The sequence below is a fragment of the Wolbachia endosymbiont of Cantharis cryptica genome (genome assembly GCF_964277405.1).
Classification (GTDB): Bacteria; Pseudomonadota; Alphaproteobacteria; order Rickettsiales; family Anaplasmataceae; genus Wolbachia.
The window spans coordinates 601,692-622,226 of the sequence record NZ_OZ195521.1 but is presented as its reverse complement, the minus strand read 5'-3'; the positions used below and the strand labels follow the sequence as shown (position 1 = coordinate 622,226).

The 20,535-nt window shown below is 36.5% G+C and carries 14 protein-coding genes and 2 pseudogenes; 5 read left to right on the top strand and 11 right to left on the bottom strand.

The window, feature by feature from the left end:
* The first annotated feature begins 12 nt into the window (after positions 1–12).
* The gene (locus tag ACICP6_RS02940) at positions 13–2,073 is read left to right on the top strand and encodes a hypothetical protein (protein WP_395463545.1); all 2,061 of its coding nucleotides are present in this window, start codon (positions 13–15) and stop codon (positions 2,071–2,073) included.
* Positions 2,074–2,096: 23 nt separating this feature from the next.
* On the opposite strand, the gene ACICP6_RS02935 is transcribed toward ACICP6_RS02940, so the two are convergent.
* Positions 2,097–3,269, bottom strand: coding sequence for a CCA tRNA nucleotidyltransferase (locus tag ACICP6_RS02935; RefSeq protein WP_395463544.1), 1,173 nt, complete (start codon positions 3,267–3,269; stop codon positions 2,097–2,099).
* A gap of 236 nt (positions 3,270–3,505) precedes the next feature.
* Complete coding sequence (locus tag ACICP6_RS02930) at positions 3,506–4,402, bottom strand: hypothetical protein (protein WP_395463543.1); 897 nt, start codon at positions 4,400–4,402, stop codon at positions 3,506–3,508.
* A gap of 120 nt (positions 4,403–4,522) precedes the next feature.
* Between ACICP6_RS02930 and ychF the strand changes: the two genes are divergently transcribed.
* Entirely contained in the window at positions 4,523–5,617 is a 1,095-nt protein-coding gene (gene ychF, locus ACICP6_RS02925; protein WP_395463542.1) for a redox-regulated ATPase YchF, read from the top strand.
* A gap of 1 nt (position 5,618) precedes the next feature.
* On the opposite strand, the gene ACICP6_RS02920 is transcribed toward ychF, so the two are convergent.
* The 3 genes from ACICP6_RS02920 to glpX all read right to left on the bottom strand — a co-directional run bounded on the left by ACICP6_RS02920 (position 5,619) and on the right by glpX (position 9,300).
* A complete protein-coding gene (locus ACICP6_RS02920; protein ID WP_395463541.1) occupies positions 5,619–6,617 on the bottom strand; it encodes a hypothetical protein in 999 nt (332 codons plus the stop codon).
* A 389-nt stretch (positions 6,618–7,006) separates the two neighbouring features.
* Entirely contained in the window at positions 7,007–8,026 is a 1,020-nt protein-coding gene (locus ACICP6_RS02915) for an IS110 family transposase (RefSeq protein WP_395463540.1), read from the bottom strand.
* Positions 8,027–8,373: 347 nt separating this feature from the next.
* A complete protein-coding gene (glpX, locus tag ACICP6_RS02910) occupies positions 8,374–9,300 on the bottom strand; it encodes a class II fructose-bisphosphatase (protein WP_395463652.1) in 927 nt (308 codons plus the stop codon).
* 126 nt (positions 9,301–9,426) lie between these two features.
* Between glpX and ACICP6_RS02905 the strand changes: the two genes are divergently transcribed.
* Positions 9,427–10,422 (top strand): ankyrin repeat domain-containing protein, encoded by a 996-nt coding sequence (locus tag ACICP6_RS02905; RefSeq protein ID WP_395463539.1) that lies wholly within the window; start codon positions 9,427–9,429, stop codon positions 10,420–10,422.
* Between the two features lie 38 nt (positions 10,423–10,460).
* Here the strand turns inward: ACICP6_RS02905 and ppdK are convergent, their stop codons facing one another.
* Entirely contained in the window at positions 10,461–13,142 is a 2,682-nt protein-coding gene (gene ppdK / locus ACICP6_RS02900; protein WP_395463651.1) for a pyruvate, phosphate dikinase, read from the bottom strand.
* A 192-nt stretch (positions 13,143–13,334) separates the two neighbouring features.
* On the opposite strand from ppdK, the gene ACICP6_RS02895 reads away from it, so the two are divergent.
* Complete coding sequence (locus tag ACICP6_RS02895; RefSeq protein WP_395463538.1) at positions 13,335–14,261, top strand: Rpn family recombination-promoting nuclease/putative transposase; 927 nt, start codon at positions 13,335–13,337, stop codon at positions 14,259–14,261.
* A gap of 11 nt (positions 14,262–14,272) precedes the next feature.
* Here the strand turns inward: ACICP6_RS02895 and hemJ are convergent, their stop codons facing one another.
* A complete protein-coding gene (gene hemJ, locus ACICP6_RS02890; RefSeq protein WP_395463537.1) occupies positions 14,273–14,701 on the bottom strand; it encodes a protoporphyrinogen oxidase HemJ in 429 nt (142 codons plus the stop codon).
* 66 nt (positions 14,702–14,767) lie between these two features.
* Here hemJ and pdhA point away from each other — a divergent pair, with 66 nt between their 5' ends.
* Positions 14,768–15,736, top strand: a complete 969-nt coding sequence (gene pdhA / locus ACICP6_RS02885) for a pyruvate dehydrogenase (acetyl-transferring) E1 component subunit alpha (RefSeq protein WP_395463536.1) — start codon at positions 14,768–14,770, stop codon at positions 15,734–15,736.
* On the opposite strand, the pseudogene ACICP6_RS02880 reads toward pdhA, so the two are convergent.
* The 4 genes and pseudogenes from ACICP6_RS02880 to terL all read right to left on the bottom strand — a co-directional run.
* Positions 15,733–15,981 (bottom strand): annotated as a pseudogene (locus ACICP6_RS02880) (RluA family pseudouridine synthase); the annotation flags it as partial. The gene pdhA and the pseudogene ACICP6_RS02880 overlap by 4 nt on opposite strands.
* An 80-nt stretch (positions 15,982–16,061) precedes the next feature.
* Positions 16,062–17,195: an ankyrin repeat domain-containing protein gene (locus ACICP6_RS02875; RefSeq protein ID WP_395463535.1), complete on the bottom strand. Its 1,134-nt coding sequence runs from the start codon at positions 17,193–17,195 to the stop codon at positions 16,062–16,064.
* A 108-nt stretch (positions 17,196–17,303) separates the two neighbouring features.
* Entirely contained in the window at positions 17,304–18,326 is a 1,023-nt protein-coding gene (locus tag ACICP6_RS02870; RefSeq protein WP_395463650.1) for a pseudouridine synthase, read from the bottom strand.
* Positions 18,327–18,657: 331 nt separating this feature from the next.
* A pseudogene (terL, locus tag ACICP6_RS02865) lies at positions 18,658–20,012 on the bottom strand (phage terminase large subunit); the annotation flags it as partial.
* Positions 20,013–20,535: the final 523 nt, after the last annotated feature.

The window sequence follows — 20,535 nt, the reverse complement described above, 5'->3', positions numbered from 1 at the left end:
TGGGGGTTAATTATGAATATAAGAGAATTGCAAAGAGAGCTGCTCAAAATAGTTTTAAATATAGTTATAGGAAGCGATGACAAAACTATAGAAACTATGCTAGAAAGAGCGCTAAAGATTATCAGTGACAAAGATTTCAGAAAACATATAAACGATGACATCTATGGATATACTATTTTAGACATTATTGATAAATGTAGTAAGGGAGTTGGTCGAGATTGTACTGAAAAAAAATGGTTAGCAGAAATAGAAAAAGCTATTAAAGATGCTGGAGGAAAAACTTCACAACAGTTAGGACGAAAACAAAATGTTAAAGGACTGCAAAGTATTAGTGGTGGAGATTCTTATCATCTTGTGAGAACGATACTAGAAAATCTTGTTCGTGAAACAGAGCAACTTGGAGATGCAATAAAAGTATCTAATAAGGCAAGTATAGAGAGTCCTAACAATGAGATTAATCATGAAATTAACGTTAAAAAAGAGAAAAATTACAGATGGTCCAATGTATTTGCTTGGTTGTACCTGAACACGATTGGACGAATATTGCCAAAGAGATGGAACAAATGGGCAGAAAATATTCTATATTACGATAAAGCTACTGAAAGTAATGAAATTCATACTGATGGTTTTAAAACAGTAGATGAAAGTGCTGAAATTGGACCTGAGATTGCAGAAAAAAAGAGCCAAAGTGGAGTAATTGGTAAAGATGGGGATGTTCAAACTACATTTCAAGATACAGCAGTGCAGACTGATGGTCTTACAACTGTAGATGAAAGTATTCAAAGTGAAGTAATAAGTAAAGATGAAGGAATTCAAATTGAAGAAGAAGACTGCTTTAATAATGAAGTAAATAATGGGTTCATTGATGACACCTACTTTGATATGGAAGGTGTAAGTACAGAGGAGGATGAAGTATTAAGTGAACAACTGGAGAATATAAGTCAGGAGCTGGAACTTACATGTTTACAAAATGTCTCCTTAAAAGAGGCAAACAAAGATTTGGAATCTAAATTAGAGAAAAAATCTAAGGAGATATTGAAACTGAACAAGGAATTAATTGAGTGCAGCATAGAATTTGCGAATAAAACAGAAAGGCTTTCAGTAGAGGTAGAAGAAAAAGACGGGAAAATAAGTAGTTTAACGAGGTTAAATGAAGGATTAGGTGAAGAGTTGCAAGAAACCAGAGGAAAACTTGCTGGGCAAGAAAGGTTGGTTGGGCAGTTGCAAGCTGATATTAAGAAACTACAGGGAGAAAAAAGGGATCAATTAACTGAAATGGATAGCTTAAAGGGGAGTTTATCAATTGTAGTAGAACAGTTAGAGCAACAGCAACTGTTAAATAACCAAGAACGACAAAAGTTGGAAGAAGAGTTAAAAGATGTTAATGAGAAATTGCAAGGTATTGAAAAAACTAAAGGGCTGCAAGAACAAACAAAAGCTCGAAGAAATCCTTTGCAGGGTAATAATCTTGAACATTTTTTGTCTGATAAAAATAAAGAGTTAAAAAAAAGTTTTCCTGAATTTAAAGGAAAAAACTTTCTTCTCAATCTCTTTAGAGAAATTGTAAAATTTGTATCAAATAAACAAGACGATAAAATTCAAGGTAGTGAATTACTTAACTTATTCAAAAATAATTTAAAAAATTTAACAAGGGAAATCATAGAAGATATGGTTCAAGAAGTAGTTACTAGTAATATTAACTATTATAAGATTGGAAAAAATATAGATAAAGAATTACTTGATGGCACCATGTGCAAAGGTAAACTAAAAGCTAAATTATCACCTTCTGTTGAGCGATGTACAAAAAAACTAGGATTAGATGTAAAAGATGCAATAACAATAACTGATTCTATCATCGATAAGCTTTATGACAAAGAAAACAATGAAGAAAGTCCGTCAGCCCTGCTTGAAAAGATAGTTGTGGAAGAGTTGACAGAGGCTAGAATGGAAATTTTTTTAGAGAAAGTTAAAGAAATAAATTCGGTACCAAATAACGTGCCTAGTTCTTTCATGAGTCATACTAATAACACTGCACATGTGCTTTCATTGAGTAATGGAGTAGGACAGAGGTAATAAAAAATTGTGATAAGCAAAAATTAGAGCAGGCTCTTAGCATAAAGTATCAACTCCTCTTTCGTTAAAGTGTAGGAGCTATCTTCCCAATGTTGTTTTAGCAACTCCAAGTTTCTACCTAAACTTTTTCCTGGCTGGTAACCTATATTTATTAAATCGTCGCCAGATAAAGGAAATTTTGGAATATTAAATGTATTAGCAAATGAAATGTATTCATTCACATTTTTTCCAGACTCAACACCACAAATTTTTACTAAATCACAATATAATTCTCTACCAAATAAAGATATGTATTTTTTTTGCTCTTTTTCTGAAAGCTCTGTCTTGATATTATTGGATAGTAAAAATAACAGCTTTTTCTTTTGCTTGTTTGAAAGGCGTAGAAACTTGCTTACGTATTCTCCAAGACTTAGCTTGTCATTTTCGGTAGTTCTAAGGAGTAACGCTAATTTTACTAGTATATCAGTGCCGAAAAGAAGTACAGAGGACAAGATTTCACATTTTACTTCTTTTGGAATAATTTTTTGCAAAACATCAGATTTTTGCATGCTCTTAAGTGTTGGGGTAGGATCATCGCACTCTAGCAATTTAAATATTTCGTCTCTTATTCTCTCTCCAGAGAGGTTTTGGATCATATGCGAATGCTTTTTGCACACTTTCAATATTTCATCACTCAAATCTCCGACGCATATTTTTGCATGAAAACGAAATGCTCTTAAAATACGTAAATAGTCCTCTTTAATCCTATCTTCAGCGCTACCTATAAAGTTTAACCTTCGCGCTTTTAAGTCCTGAGTACCACCAAAGTAGTCATATATATGGCCGTGCTTATCTGCATATAGAGCGTTAAATGTAAAGTCGCGCCTTGAAGCATCAGCTTGCCAATTATTGGTAAATTCTACTTTCGCATGCCTACCGTCACATTTAACATCGTGTCTTAGTGTTGTGATCTCAAAAGACCTCTGATCCAAGATCGCAGTGATAGTTCCATGTTTTAAGCCAGTTGGAATAGTCTTTATGTTATGGAGCTTTAATGCTTTAATCGCTTGATTAGGCAGTAGATTGGTAGCTAAATCGATGTCGTGGACATCACGCTGCAAAATTGAATCTCTTACACATCCACCAACAAGCCTAGCCTCACCACCGGATTTCTCTATGGCATCAATGATTAAACTAGTCTCATGGTCAACTTGCATTTAGGTTAGTACTTACTGCAGTTCATATTATATGAACTGCTTGCAAAAAGCCCTATATAAAAATGTACAGGGCTATGAAGATTTATCTTACAAGTGGTGGTTGTGGTTTTTGTTGTTGATGAAATGCTTCTACCATCGATTCCGTACCACATCTTAGTAAACTTGAAGGGTTTTGCTCTTCAGAGCGCTGCTTTATGCGCTGCTCTATATCACTAATGCACTGCCCTATAACAACATCAATTTCTTTGATTAGTGTTTTTTGCTAATAACCCATCAAGTATCTTTTCAACCTCTTTTTCTATAGAGCCATCTTTTGCAATGTTAAAATATTCTAAGATCTCATCTACCTGAAGTTTTTTTGCTAACAGATGATCTTCTTGCTCTTGCTCTTGTTTAAGTTTGGTTTCCTCTTGCAGTTGTTTTGCTAAACTTTTGTTTATATCAAGCAATGGTTCGAAATGTGCACGGCCTTCGTTCATCATGTGTATAATAGGATGATTGAGTGACATGTTTTCTGAAGGACTAATAAGCTGGTGTGTGATATCTAAGCCATCAAAATTTGTCATATTCACCAACAATTCAAATGCTTCATCAGAGTCAATTTCTTGTAGTTTTTGAGTAAGTGCTTCGTTAGAGTTAGAGTCCATTATTGCCTGCTTAATTTCTACACTAAACCCACCTCTATCTTGAGATACCTCGCGTTGCAAAGACTTAAAATACGATTGATCTTCAACAACATGCAATTTCACACCATACTTTTCGCAAAGTATTCTACCTTCAACTTCAGGGTCACCCCATCTATTGTTGCTCATGATGTTTGCTATATACTCATCTACAGTTTCACTACGGTACTGGCCATTGTTATCATAGCTATGAGCTATTGCATTCTCAAACCATTCTGGCGGATTATTTTGCGCAAATTCCTTGCAGTCTTTTCGTAACTGCTCGACAGTAACTTGTATCCCCTTCTGCTGCTCTAGACCTTGTCTGAACGAGTCAAAAAAACAGCTTCCATTATCAATTGCTTTTCCTACATAGACGTTATCAGGGTAAGGTTTACTATTTAAAGAAGTTACTTCACTCTCAACATTGTGAAAGTCACTTAGTGGCTTCTGCTCCTTAGCTGTAGTCATAATTTTTACCTTATTAAGCTATATATCACTATACCAACAAAATTATTGATAAATAGTTAATTAATTAAGTATAGCAGAAATTTTTAAATTATGCAATAATTATAACTTTAAGTGGCAAATATGAGCTTTAACTGTGGCATAGTTGGATTGCCGAACATTGGAAAATCAACCTTATTTAACGCGCTTACGCAATCAAGTGCAGCCGAAGCTGCAAATTATCCTTTTTGTACAATTGAGCCAAATATAGGCAAAGTGTCAATAAGAGATCAGCGCTTGAAGCAGATCGCAGCAATTGCTGGTTCAGGGAAGACAATCTATAACCAATTAGAAGTTGTGGATATTGCAGGCCTAGTAAAAGGTGCAAGCAAAGGTGAAGGACTCGGTAATAAATTTTTGAGCCATATCAGAGAAGTTGATGCTATTGTTCATCTACTTAGGTGCTTTATGGATGACGATATCAATCACGTACACAATGAAATAGATCCAATATCAGATGCTGAAGTGGTGGAAATGGAATTAATCCTAGCTGATATTGATAGCATAGAAAAAAGGCTACCTCAATTGGAAAAGAAAGCAAAACAAGGTGATAAAGAGCTAAAGAAGCAACTTGAGTTAATGCAAGAGGTTTTAGCTGCTTTGAAATTAGGTAAACCTGCAAGAAGTTTAGGAAACATGGACGAAACTGAGATGAAATCGCTTCAACTGCTGACAACAAAGCCTGTTATGTATGTCTGCAATGTTGAAGATACAAACATTATAACTGGCAATGAACTATCTAAAAAGGTAGAAAAAATGGCAGAAGAAAACAAAAGTAAATTTTATTGTATTTCAGCAAAACTTGAAGCGGATATTGCAAATCTTGAAGACGAAGAAGAAAAACAGAGCTTTCTGTCAGAATTTGGCTTGCAAGAATCAGGCCTTGACGGAGTAGCGCGCATTATGTATGAAGTGCTAAATATGATAACTTTCTTTACTGTAGGCCCCAAAGAAGCACGTGCATGGCCAGTAAAAATAGGATCAACAGCTGATAAGGCAGCAGGTGTGATTCACACTGACTTTGAAAAAGGCTTTATAAAAGCAGAAACGATAAGTTTTGCAGACTACATAAAGTATGGAAGCGAATCAGCTTGCAAAGACGCAGGCAAAATTCGCTTCGAAGGCAGAGATTATATCGTGCAAGATGGCGATATAATGCACTTTAGGTTTAATGTGTAGTCTAACTAGGCCTGCCCACAGAACAGCTAGCTCCCTCTACAGTTGTTCCCCCATCAAGAGAAGAGCTAGGTGCACCGGTATCAGGTGGCATGACAATACTCTCGTGTCTCTCACATGGTGTTTGCTTAATGAGATGTTCTGCTAAAACTTCATGTAAAGCTTTACCCCCTATAAGTACAGCCTCATTTTGCTTAGCTAACTCTAAAATTTCTTTTAGTTCAACATCCCTACCGTCAATAGTTGACTTCCCAATGCTAATTTGACCAGAATTTATATTTAAAACAATAATGCAGTTAAGGTCTTTCCCGGAATCATCTTTTGCAGTCCAACTAATTTCAATGTTACATATTGCAGACTCTGTGAAAGAGTAGTTCCTCTGTTGTTTCTCATTCTTCTCAATTGTTACTATTCTTTCACCATTGCTGTATATCTTTGCTCTTTTTACTTCGCTTTTCTCTTCTTCCATTCTTTTAATTCTTCTGCTGAAAAGACTGCTGATTTCTAAACTCTGTTCAAGTTCAGTTTTGATATTAAGATTTTCATGAATGTTGCGATCGTGCCCAGGACACGCTACATGATATCCATTAAAGAAAGCTGTCAGATCACTATTTAAAAATTCTTTTGCATCTTGCTCCCCCTTGTTAATTCTATCCAAATATATATTCATCCTCTCTACAAACTTCTCTTTAGTTTGAGCATCACATTTCTTACTTACTATATCGATTATCTTTTCTGATTGTTCCTTATCCCGCAGCATGGAAATAAAAAGGAAAACATCTTTCTCTCTTCCATAATATTTTGCTATTTTATCGAATTGACCTGCCTTTTTACCTTCATTATAATTTATAACATCCGAAGGATCATCACATGGATTCTTTGCAAAATCTAATTTTTGAAAATCCGACAATATGCTTTGTACTTCGGGATCGTCATCAAATTTATACTCGCTCCGAGAAACTCCTGGTACAATTAGTTTCTCTTGAAAAAATGAATTTAACATTTCAGCCCTCCTATGATTGTTGTCTAGTAAAAAATTCAAATTTTTGTAAAATCTTCAAAAATTCAGTTGTTTTTAAGTTATAAAAAGTAGTTGTCAGGAATTGACTAGCAGTTCTCTAATTGCATAAAAGTCAATAATGATTTTTTGTATTACCCAAAACATTTTCTGATATAAAATTCAGCTTTAATACAATTTTTTATTTATTACTATGCCATCTGATTCAATCAAAAGTTGTTTCATCGGCAACAAAAACACTAAGCTTTTAATTAATCTTTTTTAAATTAATGTAGCTAATGAATATGTGTGTAAGTACGTCCCCACATATTTTAAGTACTTATGCACATATTCATTAGCTTATAAAAACTAAGGTGTCATATTTTCCTTCACGATTATTGTCCAATAGAAAATTCAAATTTTGTGAAATCTTCAAAAATCCAATTATTTTTAAGCGTATAGAAAATTGTTGTTAGAAACTTTCTAGCAGTTGCAATAATAGCCTTAGCAGAACCACGCTTCTTTTTCACATGCTCGTAAAAACTTCTTAAGTAAGGGCTATACCGTATAGCAATCCAGGTACACTGTACTAAAGAAGTTCGTGCCGTTTTTGACCCATGTTTGGTAATTCTTCCAATAGTACATTGCTGATTAGATTGAGAAACTGATGGTACAACTCCGAAATAAGCAGTAAGTTTTTCAGGATTACTAAAATCATTAATGTCACCAATTGTCGTGATAAAAACCGCTGCAGAAATTGCACCAATACCTTTAATACTGATAATATTATTAAACCCAGGAAGTTGTTTAGCAAAAGCAATAATTTCTTCTTTTAGCTTCTTGAGATTTTCTCGAATAGCTTCCAATTGACAGTTAATTACTTCAATCTCTATCTTTTCTATATAGTCCCAATTATGCTTTTGAATAGAACGCTCAAATCCAGCTTTAGTTATCAGTGTCTCCTTCTTAATTTTTATTCCATGGTAATTAAAAAGATCGTGCATTTTATTAATTAGAGATACTTGTGATTTTACTAACTGCTCTCTTGTTCGAAGAAGAGAAGCTAACTGCTGGCATTGTTTGCTTTTACATCTTGCTTCAGGCAACATATCCTTGCTTAGAAAGAAAGCAATAGCTCTTGCATCATGCCTGTCTGTTTTCTTTACAGAGTGACGAATCACTTTAAATTGCCAGGGTGCAACTATCACCACGCGCTTAACGTAAGATGAAACTGCATCATAAAAGAAACAGCTGTTACCCGTAGCTTCGAAAGCTATTTCATCTTCTGATTTAAGATTCTCGACAAAATTGTCCAAATCCTGTAAGCGAAATGTGCGAATATATTCTTGCTTTCCTGTTTCTAAGTAGCAAACAGTAAAACTGTTAGTATGTAAATCTACACCTATGTGACGCATAAATTTTTCCTCTTATTGAATACTACAAAATATCAGAGTAGAGTATTGCCGGTTAGACCATTCTCCTATACGCGGTCACCAAATTTTATGGGCCGCACGATGGTTTCCGGTGGCAGGGGCGGATAATCTCCTTTACGAGGTCTAATCCCATTATTGTATATAAAGCAAAATGGGGCCTCACAAAAAAATTCAACCTGCCACCTATCCACTCTGAGAAGTGATTATCTTCTCATGCTTCCAACCAAGCAATAACAATTCATATCATCTCCTTTATATTAGACAAAAGCAGTATATTTTAATATCGGTATGTTGTAAAGCTAAAATTTAGGTACGCTAAAATCAAACAGTTAACGTAGATTCTGTATTTTTTGCAGCTTTATCAGCATGTTAGGCAGAGCTATTAAAGAACTAGTTGAACAAGTATTTCCACTAAATTTAACCCCATCTACGAGTTCTCCGCTTGTTACTCCAGTTGCAATAAACACTGATTCACCTCTTGCCATATCTTTTACGGTGTAGATTTTTTCTGGGTTATCAATATTCAAATTTTTTGCTCTTTCTTTTAATTGATCCGTGTCAAATATTAATCTTCCCTCCATCTGTCCGCCTATTGAACTCAGCGCTGCTGCTGCAAGCACTCCCTCTGGTGCTCCTCCTATTCCGATATACATATCGTGATTGCCATTGACTAGTGAGACTACGGCCGCAACATCACCATCATCTATTAGTTTAATTTTTGCCCCTAACCTCCTGACTTTCTGTATTAAACCATCATGCCTCTTACGTTTTAGTATAATAACCACAAGGTCATTTATTTTACATCCTTTTGCCTTAGCCAAATTTTCTAAATTTTCTTCAATGCTATTCCTTAGTGAGACTACACCTTCTGGGAGATTTTTTCCTACTGCTATTTTTTCCATATAAACATCAGGTGCGTGTAAAAAATCACCTTTTTTTGCTGCGGCAAGAACAGACATTGCACCTTGTTTATAATGAGCACAAATTGTAGTGCCTTCGAGTGGATCAACAGCAATATCGGTCTTGGGACCATTTCCAGTGCCGACCTTCTCTCCAATATATAGCATCGGTGCTGAATCTCTCTCACCTTCGCCAATTACAATAGTACCATCGATTTCCATAGAATTTAGCACCGTTCGCATTGCATCAACTGCAACCTGATCAGCCTTTTTTTCATCACCGAAGCCCGCCAATTTATATGCAGCAAGTGCTGCAGCTTCGGTCACTTTAACTAACTTATAGGCTAAATCTTCTATCATTTGCTTGAGAACTATAAATAAAGCATTGAGTATACATCACGCCACCTGAAACTGCAAGATTCCTTGACTGGTTGTGGGATAGTTGATATAATAGGCATATAGCAATATGTGGTAAGGTCTAACATGACTGATAATTTAACTTATGAAAAGATAAAGGAAATTGTAACTCAAAACCCTAAGATAACTGCTGAGGAGTTTGGTAAGGAGCTCAAAAAAGAGAATATAAATATAAAGGAAATAAGTAAAGATCATTATACTTTGCTTGGGTATGCTGTTAATTCAAAGGGACCTAATATTACAAATGATCGTGCTATATTTCTACAAATTATTAAATTACTCGCAGATTTGAAAACTCAAGACAATACTGATCAATTCAAATATGTACGAACTGGGTTGAGCGAAGCTATAATGACTAAACAAGCTGATGTTGTTAAGGTGCTCTTGGGTAGTGATAAGTTTAATGAAGAAGAAAAATTTAATGCTTTGCTCTGTGCCGTTGTTCAAGGGTATGTTCAGGAAGTTAAATTATTGTTAGGTCACGTAAATAATAAAAATATGCGAGAGGCTTTAAAGGTAGCAATTAGCAAAGAACAAACTGCACAAATCAAAGAAATTACTCAGGTGCTTTTAAACTTTATTACACAAAAAACACTAGAAGTGGAAGGAAATAGAGCAGAATTTAGCAAGAGTAATGGAAATGTTGGTAGTGGATCTGTAGCCACACCAAACAGCACCAGTAATGGAAATGTTGGTAATAAACCAGCGCCTCCTACGTCAACAGAAAAAACAAATATAGCTACGCCAAGTAGCAATAATAAAGGTTTCGCAGACGGTCAATTTCGTCTACCAAATACACAAGACACTAAACATAAAGAAAGCACAAAGGATTTTTACACCTCATTAACGAAAGGTGTTGTTGGAGTTGTTATTACAGGATTATTCATTGCTGCTGCTGTGATGGTTCCATCTGTGGCTGGTGCAGTAGTTTGTGGCATTGTCGCTGCTTTAGTTGCAACAGGTACCGGGTTGCATATAAAAGATTCTACATTACCATATAGAGAAATGGAAGCAAATAGAGTTGAAGCTTATAAGAAAGAAGCACTAACACCTCCTGTTTAGAAAAGTTGTCATTCCAGCACGTGACGCTGGAATCTAATTTACCTAACATACTTGGATTTAATGCTAAACTGTGCTGCTGCTAACTTTGCAACCGGTACTCTATAGGGTGAGCATGAAACGTAATCTATTCCTGACTTAATGAAAAACTCTATGGACTTTGGATCTGCACCGTGTTCTCCACATATACCAAGTTTTATTTCTTTTCGAGTTTTTTTGCCTCTTTCGATAGCTATCTTAATTAACTCCCCTACCCCTTCGATATCCAAGACTTCAAATGGATCGTTTCCGAATATATTACTTTCCTTATAGGAATCGAGGAAATTAACTGAGTCATCTCTTGAGAGTCCCATAGTTGTTTGCGTTAAATCATTAGTGCCGAAACTAAAAAACTCTGCATGTTTTGCTAGCTTATCAGCAATCAGTGCTGCTCGTGGCAGTTCTATCATCGTTCCAATTGAATAAGCCTTGTCTGATGTCATTCCAGCGCGTGACGCTGGAATCTGCGTCTGGATCCTAGCTGAGATGACAGAGGATTCTTTCTTTATTAACTCACATATCAGAACAAATTCTTTCTCATTCATTATAAAAGGGATCATGATCTCAGGCTTGATTTTTACCTTTTCTTCCTTTTTTAGTTCATTTGCAGCACTGAGTATTGCCCTAATCTGCATGCTATATATTTCAGGATGAGAAATAGCAAGCCTGCAGCCCCGGTGGCCAAGCATTGGGTTTTTTTCTGATAACTGTGCTATTTTATTTTTTACTGATTCAACTGACTTATTCAGTGATTTAGCGATTTTTTCTATAGTAGACTGATTATTGGGTAAAAACTCATGTAAAGGTGGATCTAGCAAACGTATAGTGACTTCCCTACCCTCCATAATAGAAAATATTTCTTTGAAATCGGACTTTTGTATTTCTTCTAATTTGCTTAATGCACTCGCTCTTTCGATTTCATCGTCAGCTATTATCAATTTCTGAATAAATTCAATCCTGTCACTAGCAAAAAACATGTGCTCTGTGCGACATAAGCCTATGCCTTCTGCACCGAATTCTTTAGCAATTTTTGCATCTTTTGGAGTATCAGCATTAGCTCTCACTTTAATCGTTTTGATTTCATCTATCCAGTTAATTATTATTTTAAATTCTTGTGATAACTCAGGCGAAATTGTAGGGAGAATACCGAGCATAACCTCCCCTGTTCCTCCGTTGATGGTAATTGGCTCACCTTTATTTATTTTTGTATCCCCTACAGAAAAGAAATTCCCATCTTTATCGATATAAAGTTCACTTACACTGCAAATGCATGGCTTGCCCATCCCACGTGTTACAACAGCAGCATGCGAGGTCATCCCTCCTCGTGCTGTTATTATGCCGCTTGCAGCATTCATTCCATTAATATCCTCAGGGCTCGTTTCTGATCTTACTAGAATTACCTTTTTACCTTGCTCTGCAGCTTTTTCTGCATCATTTGCGCTGAACACCACATATCCAGAGGCAACACCTGGAGAAGTCGGCAGCCCCTTCCCTATTACTTTCTGATCGCCCTTAACTTTAAGGACTGGGTGCAATAAGCTATCAAAAGTTTTTGGATCAATTTTCGATATTCCTTCTTCTTTTGCAATCGTTCCTTCGTTTACCATATCAACTATTATACGAACAGTAGCCTTAGCTGTGCGCTTACCAGACCTCGTTTGCAAAATCCATAACTTGCCGTCCTGCACAGTAAACTCAATATCCTGCATGTCCTTATAATGCTCTTCAAGTTTTTCGCATACCACGCATAATTCTTGGTAGACACTTGGCATCAATTTCTCCATAGTGTTTTCTTGCTCCCCGTCAACTGGTATAGGAGTATAAACACCGGAAACCACATCTTCACCCTGAGCATTGATTAAAAATTCACCGAAACACTTTTTTTCTCCAGTTGAAGGATTTCGTGTAAATATCACACCGGTTGCAGAATTATTGTTCAGATTACCAAAAACCATTGCTTGCACGTTGACCGCAGTTCCAAGATTTTCGGGAATATTATGTATTTTTCTATAAGAAACAGCTCTGTCATTTTTCCAAGAGGCAAATACTGCATTTACCGAGCTTAACAACTGCTCTTTAACGTTCTGCGGAAAATGTTTTTCCGCTTTTTCATGTACTATCTTTTTGAAATCGTTAATGATCCTTTTTAAAACATCAACATCAAGATCAGCTAAACTTTTTGCTCCAATCTTTTGCTGTTCATTGTCAATAACACTTTGAAATAAATGATGGTCAAGCTGTAATACAACATTGGAGTACATCATGATAAAGCGGCAGTAGCTATCATAAGCGAAACGCTCGCCACTTTTTTTTGCAAGCCCAACAACGGTTTCATCGTTTAGACCAACATTTAAAATCGTATCAAGCATGCCCGGCATTGAATTGACACTGCCAGAGCGTATGGAAACTAATAAGGGGTTATTTGAGTCCCCAAATTTGCAACCGATGTCGTTTTCGAGCATCGCCATGTAATTTTTGATCTCATTACGTAACTCATTGGGCAACTCGTTACTTTGATAATAAGCCTGACAAGAAGAGGTGGAGATTGTGAAACCAGGTGGAACAGGAATACCAATGTTACACATTTCTGCTAAATTTGCTCCCTTCCCTCCCAGCAGATTTTTCATTTCTGCATTACCTTCACACTTGTTCTGGCTAAAGTAGTATATTAACTTTTCTCCCATCATTTTCTCCGGGTTTTCACTAATAAACACATTGTACATATGAACCTGTGAGGACTTGAAATCTTAGGATAATAAATTTTACAAAATTTGGCAACAGCGTTCCTTCCAACAACATCAGTAAAGTTAAACGACAAATTATTGAATTATTACCAATAAGAATATATAATATAAGGATATATTTAAAATCTTTTTATGGCTTTTTCTAAGTTCCTCGATCCCAAGAATGATTTTGCGTTCCGGCGTATTTTTGGCTCTGAAAAGAACAAAGATATTCTTATTCACTTTCTTAATGATATGCTAGGCTTTGCTGGTGTTAATCAGATAGAAGATGTTTCTTTTCTAAGTCCCATTCAAGATCCTGATATTGCTTCTCAAAAGCAGAGCATTGTTGATGTTCTCTGTACTGATTCTGCTGGAACCCAGCTAATAATTGAAATGCAAGTTGCTAAAACTGCAGGCTTTGAGAAACGCGCTCAATACTATGCTGCTAAAGCTTATTCAAGTCAAGCTCACAAAGGTGATCAGTATCAAAATCTTAGAGGAGTTATTTTTATTGCTATCGCTGATTTTATCTTATTTCCTGATAAACTGGCTTATAAGTCTGATCACGTTACTGTTGATAAAATTACTTATGAACATGATCTCAAAGACTTTAGTTTCACTTTTATAGAACTACCTAAGTTTAATAAAACAAAAGAAGACCAACTTTCAAATATTGTTGAAAAATGGATTTATTTCTTCAAGTATGCAGATGAAACCAGCGAAGAAGATCTACAGAAAATAATAGGTAATGATGTTGTTATTGGTAGGGCTTATGATGTATTAAATCAATACAATTGGACTGATGAAGAGCGTTTTATTTATGATCAAGCTAAGAAACATATGAATGATTATCTCTCTTCTCTTAAACAAAAACTTGATGAAGGTATTCAAATCGGTGAAGAAAGAGGCATCATTATTGGTCAAGAGAAAGGTAGGGAGGAAGGTATGGAGGAAGGGAGGAAAGCAGAAAGAATTGAAGTAGCAAAAAACCTACTTAAAGCAGGCATATCAATTGATATCATATCTCAAACTACAGGTCTTGCAGTTGATGAAATTGAAGATTTAGTTTTAGTTTGAGTTTACAAAGTTCAAAAAGGTTTCACAACAACCATAATAACTATGATTATTATCAATACTGTGACTAACTCATTTAAAACGCGGAAATAAACATGTGACTTCTTGTTCGAGCCTATTGCAAAATTTTTCCTATATTTCGCAAGCAACATATGAATAATCAGCATCAAAACTATTGCAAATGCTTTTACATGAAACCACCCTTCGCGATATGCTTCCCTAATAAACATTAATGTAATTCCAAGACCAAGTGAGAAAAGCATTGCAGGGTTTATGATATATCTTAAAAGTCTTTTCTCCATTATTTGAAGTAAACTGTCGTTTTCTGATCCTGGTTTTACAGCTGCGTGGTAGACATAAAGCCTGGGTAAATAAAGCATACCTGCCATCCACATAATGACAGAGATAATGTGAAAAGCCTCGAGCCAGTGGTAATAATCCATGCAGATATTGTTACAAAATGTTAAAAATTTCTGATATTATCTTAGTTTAATGAAAAAGAAATCAATATGAAAGCAGAAAATTTCACTAAAGAACAGGTGATTGGGTTCTACAGGAAAATGCTACTCATACGTAGATTTGAAGAAAAATCAGGACAATTGTATGGAATGGGGTTAATAGGTGGTTTTTGTCACTTATCAATAGGGCAAGAAGCAGTTGCAGTTGGGACTCAAGCTGCATCAAAGTCTGGTGATGCTTTTATCACAAGTTATAGAGACCATGGTTTGATGCTTGCATGTGATTCTGATCCGAATGTTGTAATGGCGGAGCTGACGGGCAAAGAAACAGGATGCTCAAAAGGTAAAGGCGGTTCAATGCATATATTTGATGTTGAAAAAAAATTCTTTGGTGGACATGGAATAGTGGGTGCACAAGTTCCTATCGGCACGGGAATAGCATTTGCTAATAAATATAAGAAAAAAGACAACGTGGTATTTACGTATTTTGGTGACGGTGCTGCAAATCAAGGGCAAGTATATGAATCGTTTAATATGGCATCTTTGTGGAAGTTGCCTGTGGTTTATATCATAGAAAATAACGAATATGCAATGGGAACCTCTGTGCAAAGGTCAACTTTAGTAACTGAGCTATATAAAAGAGGAGAAGGTTTTGGTATTTCTGGAAAGCAAGTTGATGGAATGGATTTTTTCTCTGTTTACGCGGCTACAAGCGAAGCAGTTGAGCACGCACGTAGCGGAAAAGGGCCTGTCCTGCTTGAAATGAAGACATATCGATATCGCGGTCACTCAATGTCAGACCCTGCCACTTATCGTTCGAAAGAAGAAGTTGAAGATATGAAACAAAATCACGACCCTATAAGCACTTTAAAGAAGTATATGACAGATAATAAAATTGCTTCAGAGGAAGAATGCAAAGCAATTGATAAAGAAATACGTGATTCAGTGAAAAAGTCAGAAGATTTTGCCAAGAATAGTAAAGAACCAAGCGTTGATGAGCTGTATACTGATGTTTGTTAGCTAAGTGTTTTAATAGACTGCTCAATATGCTCAGGAAGTGGGGCATCAATAGTAATATCCTTATTATTTGGCAATTTTAAAGATAAAGAATACGAATGTAGGTGCATTTTATTTGCTATTCCATCAATAAACGCTCCTTTGCCACCATATTTTCCATCGCCAAGAATAGGGCAATTTATATGGGCTAAATGTGCACGTAATTGGTGAGTTCTGCCAGTAATTGGTTGTAATTTTAAATAAGCAACCAATTTGGTGTCATTCCAGCGCGTGACGCTGGAATCCAGATAATAACTAGATCCAAGCGTCACGCACTTTGGTACAAGAATTACTTTGCAGGCAAGCCGCTTTCATATGCAGTTTTCTCTGCATTCTGTTCTTCTACTTTAGTACTAGGCTTTGATATCATATATGTAATACCACCAACCGCTAGTGCTGCTGTTGCGATTGCAACCACTGCTACTATTATAGGCATCAACCCAACTTCAAATGCTCCAATTGTAAAGAGTACTGCTGCTATTGCAGTACCTAATAATGCGGTTGAACCACCATAAAAAACCCCTTTTTTCATTGCCTTTTTCTCTAAAAACTCTATTATGTACCCATCTGTATTAAGATCTATTGGAGTTTTACCATCTTTATCCTTTAATGAAGGATCTGCTCCATTTTTTATTAAGACATCTATTACCCCTGTATTGAAACAGCCTAGAGCTGCAGCATGTAATGGAGTCCTTCCATTTTTATCTGCTAAATTAACGTTTGCTCCATTTTTTATTAGGGCACTTAAAATATGTTCACTTAAGCAACCCGTAGCAGCAAAGTGTAAAGGAGTCTCACCATCCTTATTTACTGCGTTAACATCTGCACCTTCTTTTACTAAAGCATTTATAACTTCTTCATTATATTGCACAGCAGCAAGGTGTAAAGGAGTCTCTCCATTGTTATTTATTACTTTAACATTTGCTCCTGCTCCTATTAAAATATTAACTACCTGTATATGGCTATTGTGGGCAGCCCAATGTAAAGGAGTCCACCCATATCCGGCAACCATTGCGTTAACATTTGCTCCTTTGTCTAATAAAGTGTATACTACCTCCGCATGGCCGTTGTTAGCAGCCCAATGTAAAGGAGTCCATCCATCCTTATCTGCTGCATTAAAATCTACTTCTTCTACCTCTAGTAAATTCTTTACTAACTTGCTATAGCCATTTTTAGCAGCTAAATCCAATAATGTGTGCTTGAAAATTTTTATACCTAAACCTGCTACCAGCCTTGTGTCTTTACTATAAAGCACTCCTACTTCAAACCGGTAATTTACACCAGCTTCTTCCAATTTTTTATATTCTTCTGGATATTTCTTTAATTCCTTTTTTATTTTGTCAGTTACGTTACTTCCATTTAAATCCCACTCCTCATCAACTGCACCTAATATTTCTTCCCACTGTTCATAATTCATTGTCATAATTTCACCTCTAACCTAAAATACCTAGTTTAATTATTATATATTTTGATAAAAAAGTCAACTCATTTCGTCAAGATGCTCTATATTAAAGATAGCAAGCTCTGAAGCTTATAGGCTCAGAACTTTAACAGACTCCACAATATGCTCAGGAAGTGGGGCACCAATAGTAATATCCTTATTATTTGGCAATTTTAAAGATAAAGAATACGAATGTAGGTGCATTTTATTTGCTATTCCATCAATAAACGCTCCTTTGCCACCATATTTTCCATCGCCAAGAATAGGGCAATTTATATGAGCCAAATGTGCACGTAATTGGTGAGTTCTGCCAGTAATTGGTTGTAATTTTAAATAAGCAACCAATTTGGTGTCATTCCAGCGCGTGACGCTGGAATCTATATTTCTTTTTTTCTGGATCCCAGTGTCAGCTACTTGGATGACGGGGTGTTGTATAAGAGGTTTATTGAGTTTGAATTTTGCTATAATTGAAAAATGCGTAGTGGCATTCTGAGGTGAGTTTTCATCAACTACTACCTTTTCTTGACCTGAAACATATTTTTTCATCAATGGATAGTCTATTATTCCACTATCCTTGCTTGGTATACCAGAAGTTAATGCTAAATAAGTTTTTTTAACTCTTCGTCCTTTAAATTCTTCCATAAGATATCTTGCAACACTAGCATTACGTGCGAATATTATCACTCCGCTAGTATCTCGATCCAGCCTATGAACGATTTTAAATGTTTCTCCCTCTCTTATTTGGTCAAGCAAATCACTAACGCTAATTTTTATCTTTACGCCACCTTGAACAATTACTCCTGCAGGTTTGTTTATAGCTAGAATATATTCATCTTCATATAATATATTCTCTCTTAGCAGATCTACCAACCTTTCATTATATTTGCGGTCAGAATTAGTGTTTTCAATATAGTCTAGATTTTTCACTGTTATAATTTGCCCAGAATTTACTCTATCACTGGACTTAGCTTTGCAATCATCAACTTTGATTAGCCCTGTTCTTAAAGATTTTTCAATGACAGATTGCCTCAGGTCTGGAAAGATTCTTCTGATGTATCTATCCAACCTAACGTTAGTATCTTCTACTGATATGGTTTTAATACTTTGGGGCATTCCATTGTTTATAACGAACATCTAGTAAAATATCAATTGTTAGTGTCATTCCAGCACATAACTATACGCACATAGGCCTACGAGAAGCAATTAGCCTCTTCTTGTTATCCAAATAGCCTCTTTCTCGTCATCCGAGTAGCCTCCTTCTCTTGTCATCCCAGTGCTCCTTTCTTTTGTCATCCCAGTGCGTGACACTGGGATCTATAGCTAACCAAGCAAGCTACGTCATACCGCCGCGGCGCTAACAAGCAGCGGGTCATACCGTCATGGTATCTCTAGATCCCGCTAACAAGCAGCGGAATGACGAATTTGTCGTTTTGGATCCGGTAGACAATGTTCGTATAGCTGCAACCCTTGAGATACTGTTTCTCATCCACTGCAGGTATTGCACGGTGCTGTCGACTTGATCATCGTGGCGAATTTCTGGGAACATCAAAATCTCATGCTCAAAATCATTGAGCCATATTGCTTGGTGCGGCAAAACAACCCTACCAGACTCTATAATTGGAGCAATCTGATGAAATCGAGTGAGCTATGTGGCACTATTTCGACAATGGGCAAATGACTGTTTGCCTTCAGCTCTTGCACCAACTGCTGACCACTTGTTTTTGCTTCGATCAAAATCGCGTGCGGTGACCATCTTGCAGCTAGGTTGCTCTTTAAGTTTCGGGTACTCAAGCTTTGCACGATATACGTCAAGTAAATAGAATTTATTTTGCCCAGGTAGTGCAGACGCTAAAGTTACTCATGTCGCTTGTTGAAACCGCAGTATCCCAACTTTGTGTTACAAATGAGAGATTATCAGGAAAATTTCTATAGCGCTTCAGCCACTCTCGTTTCACTTGAAAGCGGCAGAGGATTTTGTTGATATTGCGCAGCAAAAGCGTAACTCCCAAGTTCAACCTTCATCATCTCAACTTCTTCTTTTCCTCCATCTAGGTGATATAGCAACTGACCTTCTTTTCTTAAGTATAGTATTTTTGCAGGTAATGCTGTTTTATTGCTGGTGTACTCATTTATAGTTGACCGAGCTATTCGGGTGACAGGAACAGGAGGTGCTGGCTTTTTGATTGAATAAGTAATCTCTTTATTTTCAGCTATTATTGGTAAACAAATATGATGCCATATATTTTTTGGTTTGGAGAGAAGATGCTCAGTTAAATCTTCCTGATGCAGCCTGTGCATCACAAGCTCCTTTTTTTCTATCGTTGAGCCTGGTTACTAAAGTCTGATCGAACCAGTTTGTGGCACGCTTTCTACTCAAAGCTTGAGCGGGACGATGATCACCTTCGCCTGTCTCCAACGGACGTTGCGATTCTGTATCCTCTCTGCACTGTTTGAAATTTATATTTGGTATTCTGATCTTTGGATCTCTGGAAATAGCCCTCTGTACCAACTAGACTGCATTATACACCTTGTATCGAGCGAGTGCTTTTCGCTGAGCAGCCGATTGCAACTATTATTCTTGCAGTTGCCCAGTATCCATGCGGGCCATGCAACACTAGCGCACAGGGACTTCATTGAACGCGGAGGCATATTGAATATTATGCGTCTCACTTCACCAGTACTCGCTGCTTCTAGCCTGTCTGCTATGACTTTTATGTACCGATAATTATTATACTCACATCCCGGTACCACCGTTTGAAAGCATAATTCGATGAATTCTAAAAAGTTGATTTTGCCCATATATTTAAGTGAATGTGGTTGAAGCGTATATTTTTGAAGGTAATTCACACAACAAATGGTGTCATGCTGACACTGGTTTCCATCCAAGAGGGTGTCATCCGAGTAGCCTCCTTCTCTTGTCATCCCAGTGCTCTTTTTTTGTCATCCCAGTGCGTGACACTGGGATCTATAGCTAACCAAGCAAGCTACGTCATACCGCCGCGGCGCTAACGCGTAGCGGGTCATACCGTCATGGTATCTCTAGATCCTGCTAACAAGCAGCGGTTGTCGTTTAGCTATAAAATTTAAGAAAGTATTTAAGAAATTTACCAAGCAAAAAAAAGGCAAAAGAAGCCCCGTGGTGGTTGGCTATTTACCATGTACTAAAATATCGGCGTTCTTTTTATTCTAAAACGCTTGATTAAGAGCGATTTAGCCACTTTTAATTTGCAGCTAACCTACATCGCAAGTGTTTAAGAAATTTACTAAGCAGGAAAAAAGACAAAGAAAACCCGCGGTAGCTAGCATTCAAATTCTCCCTTGT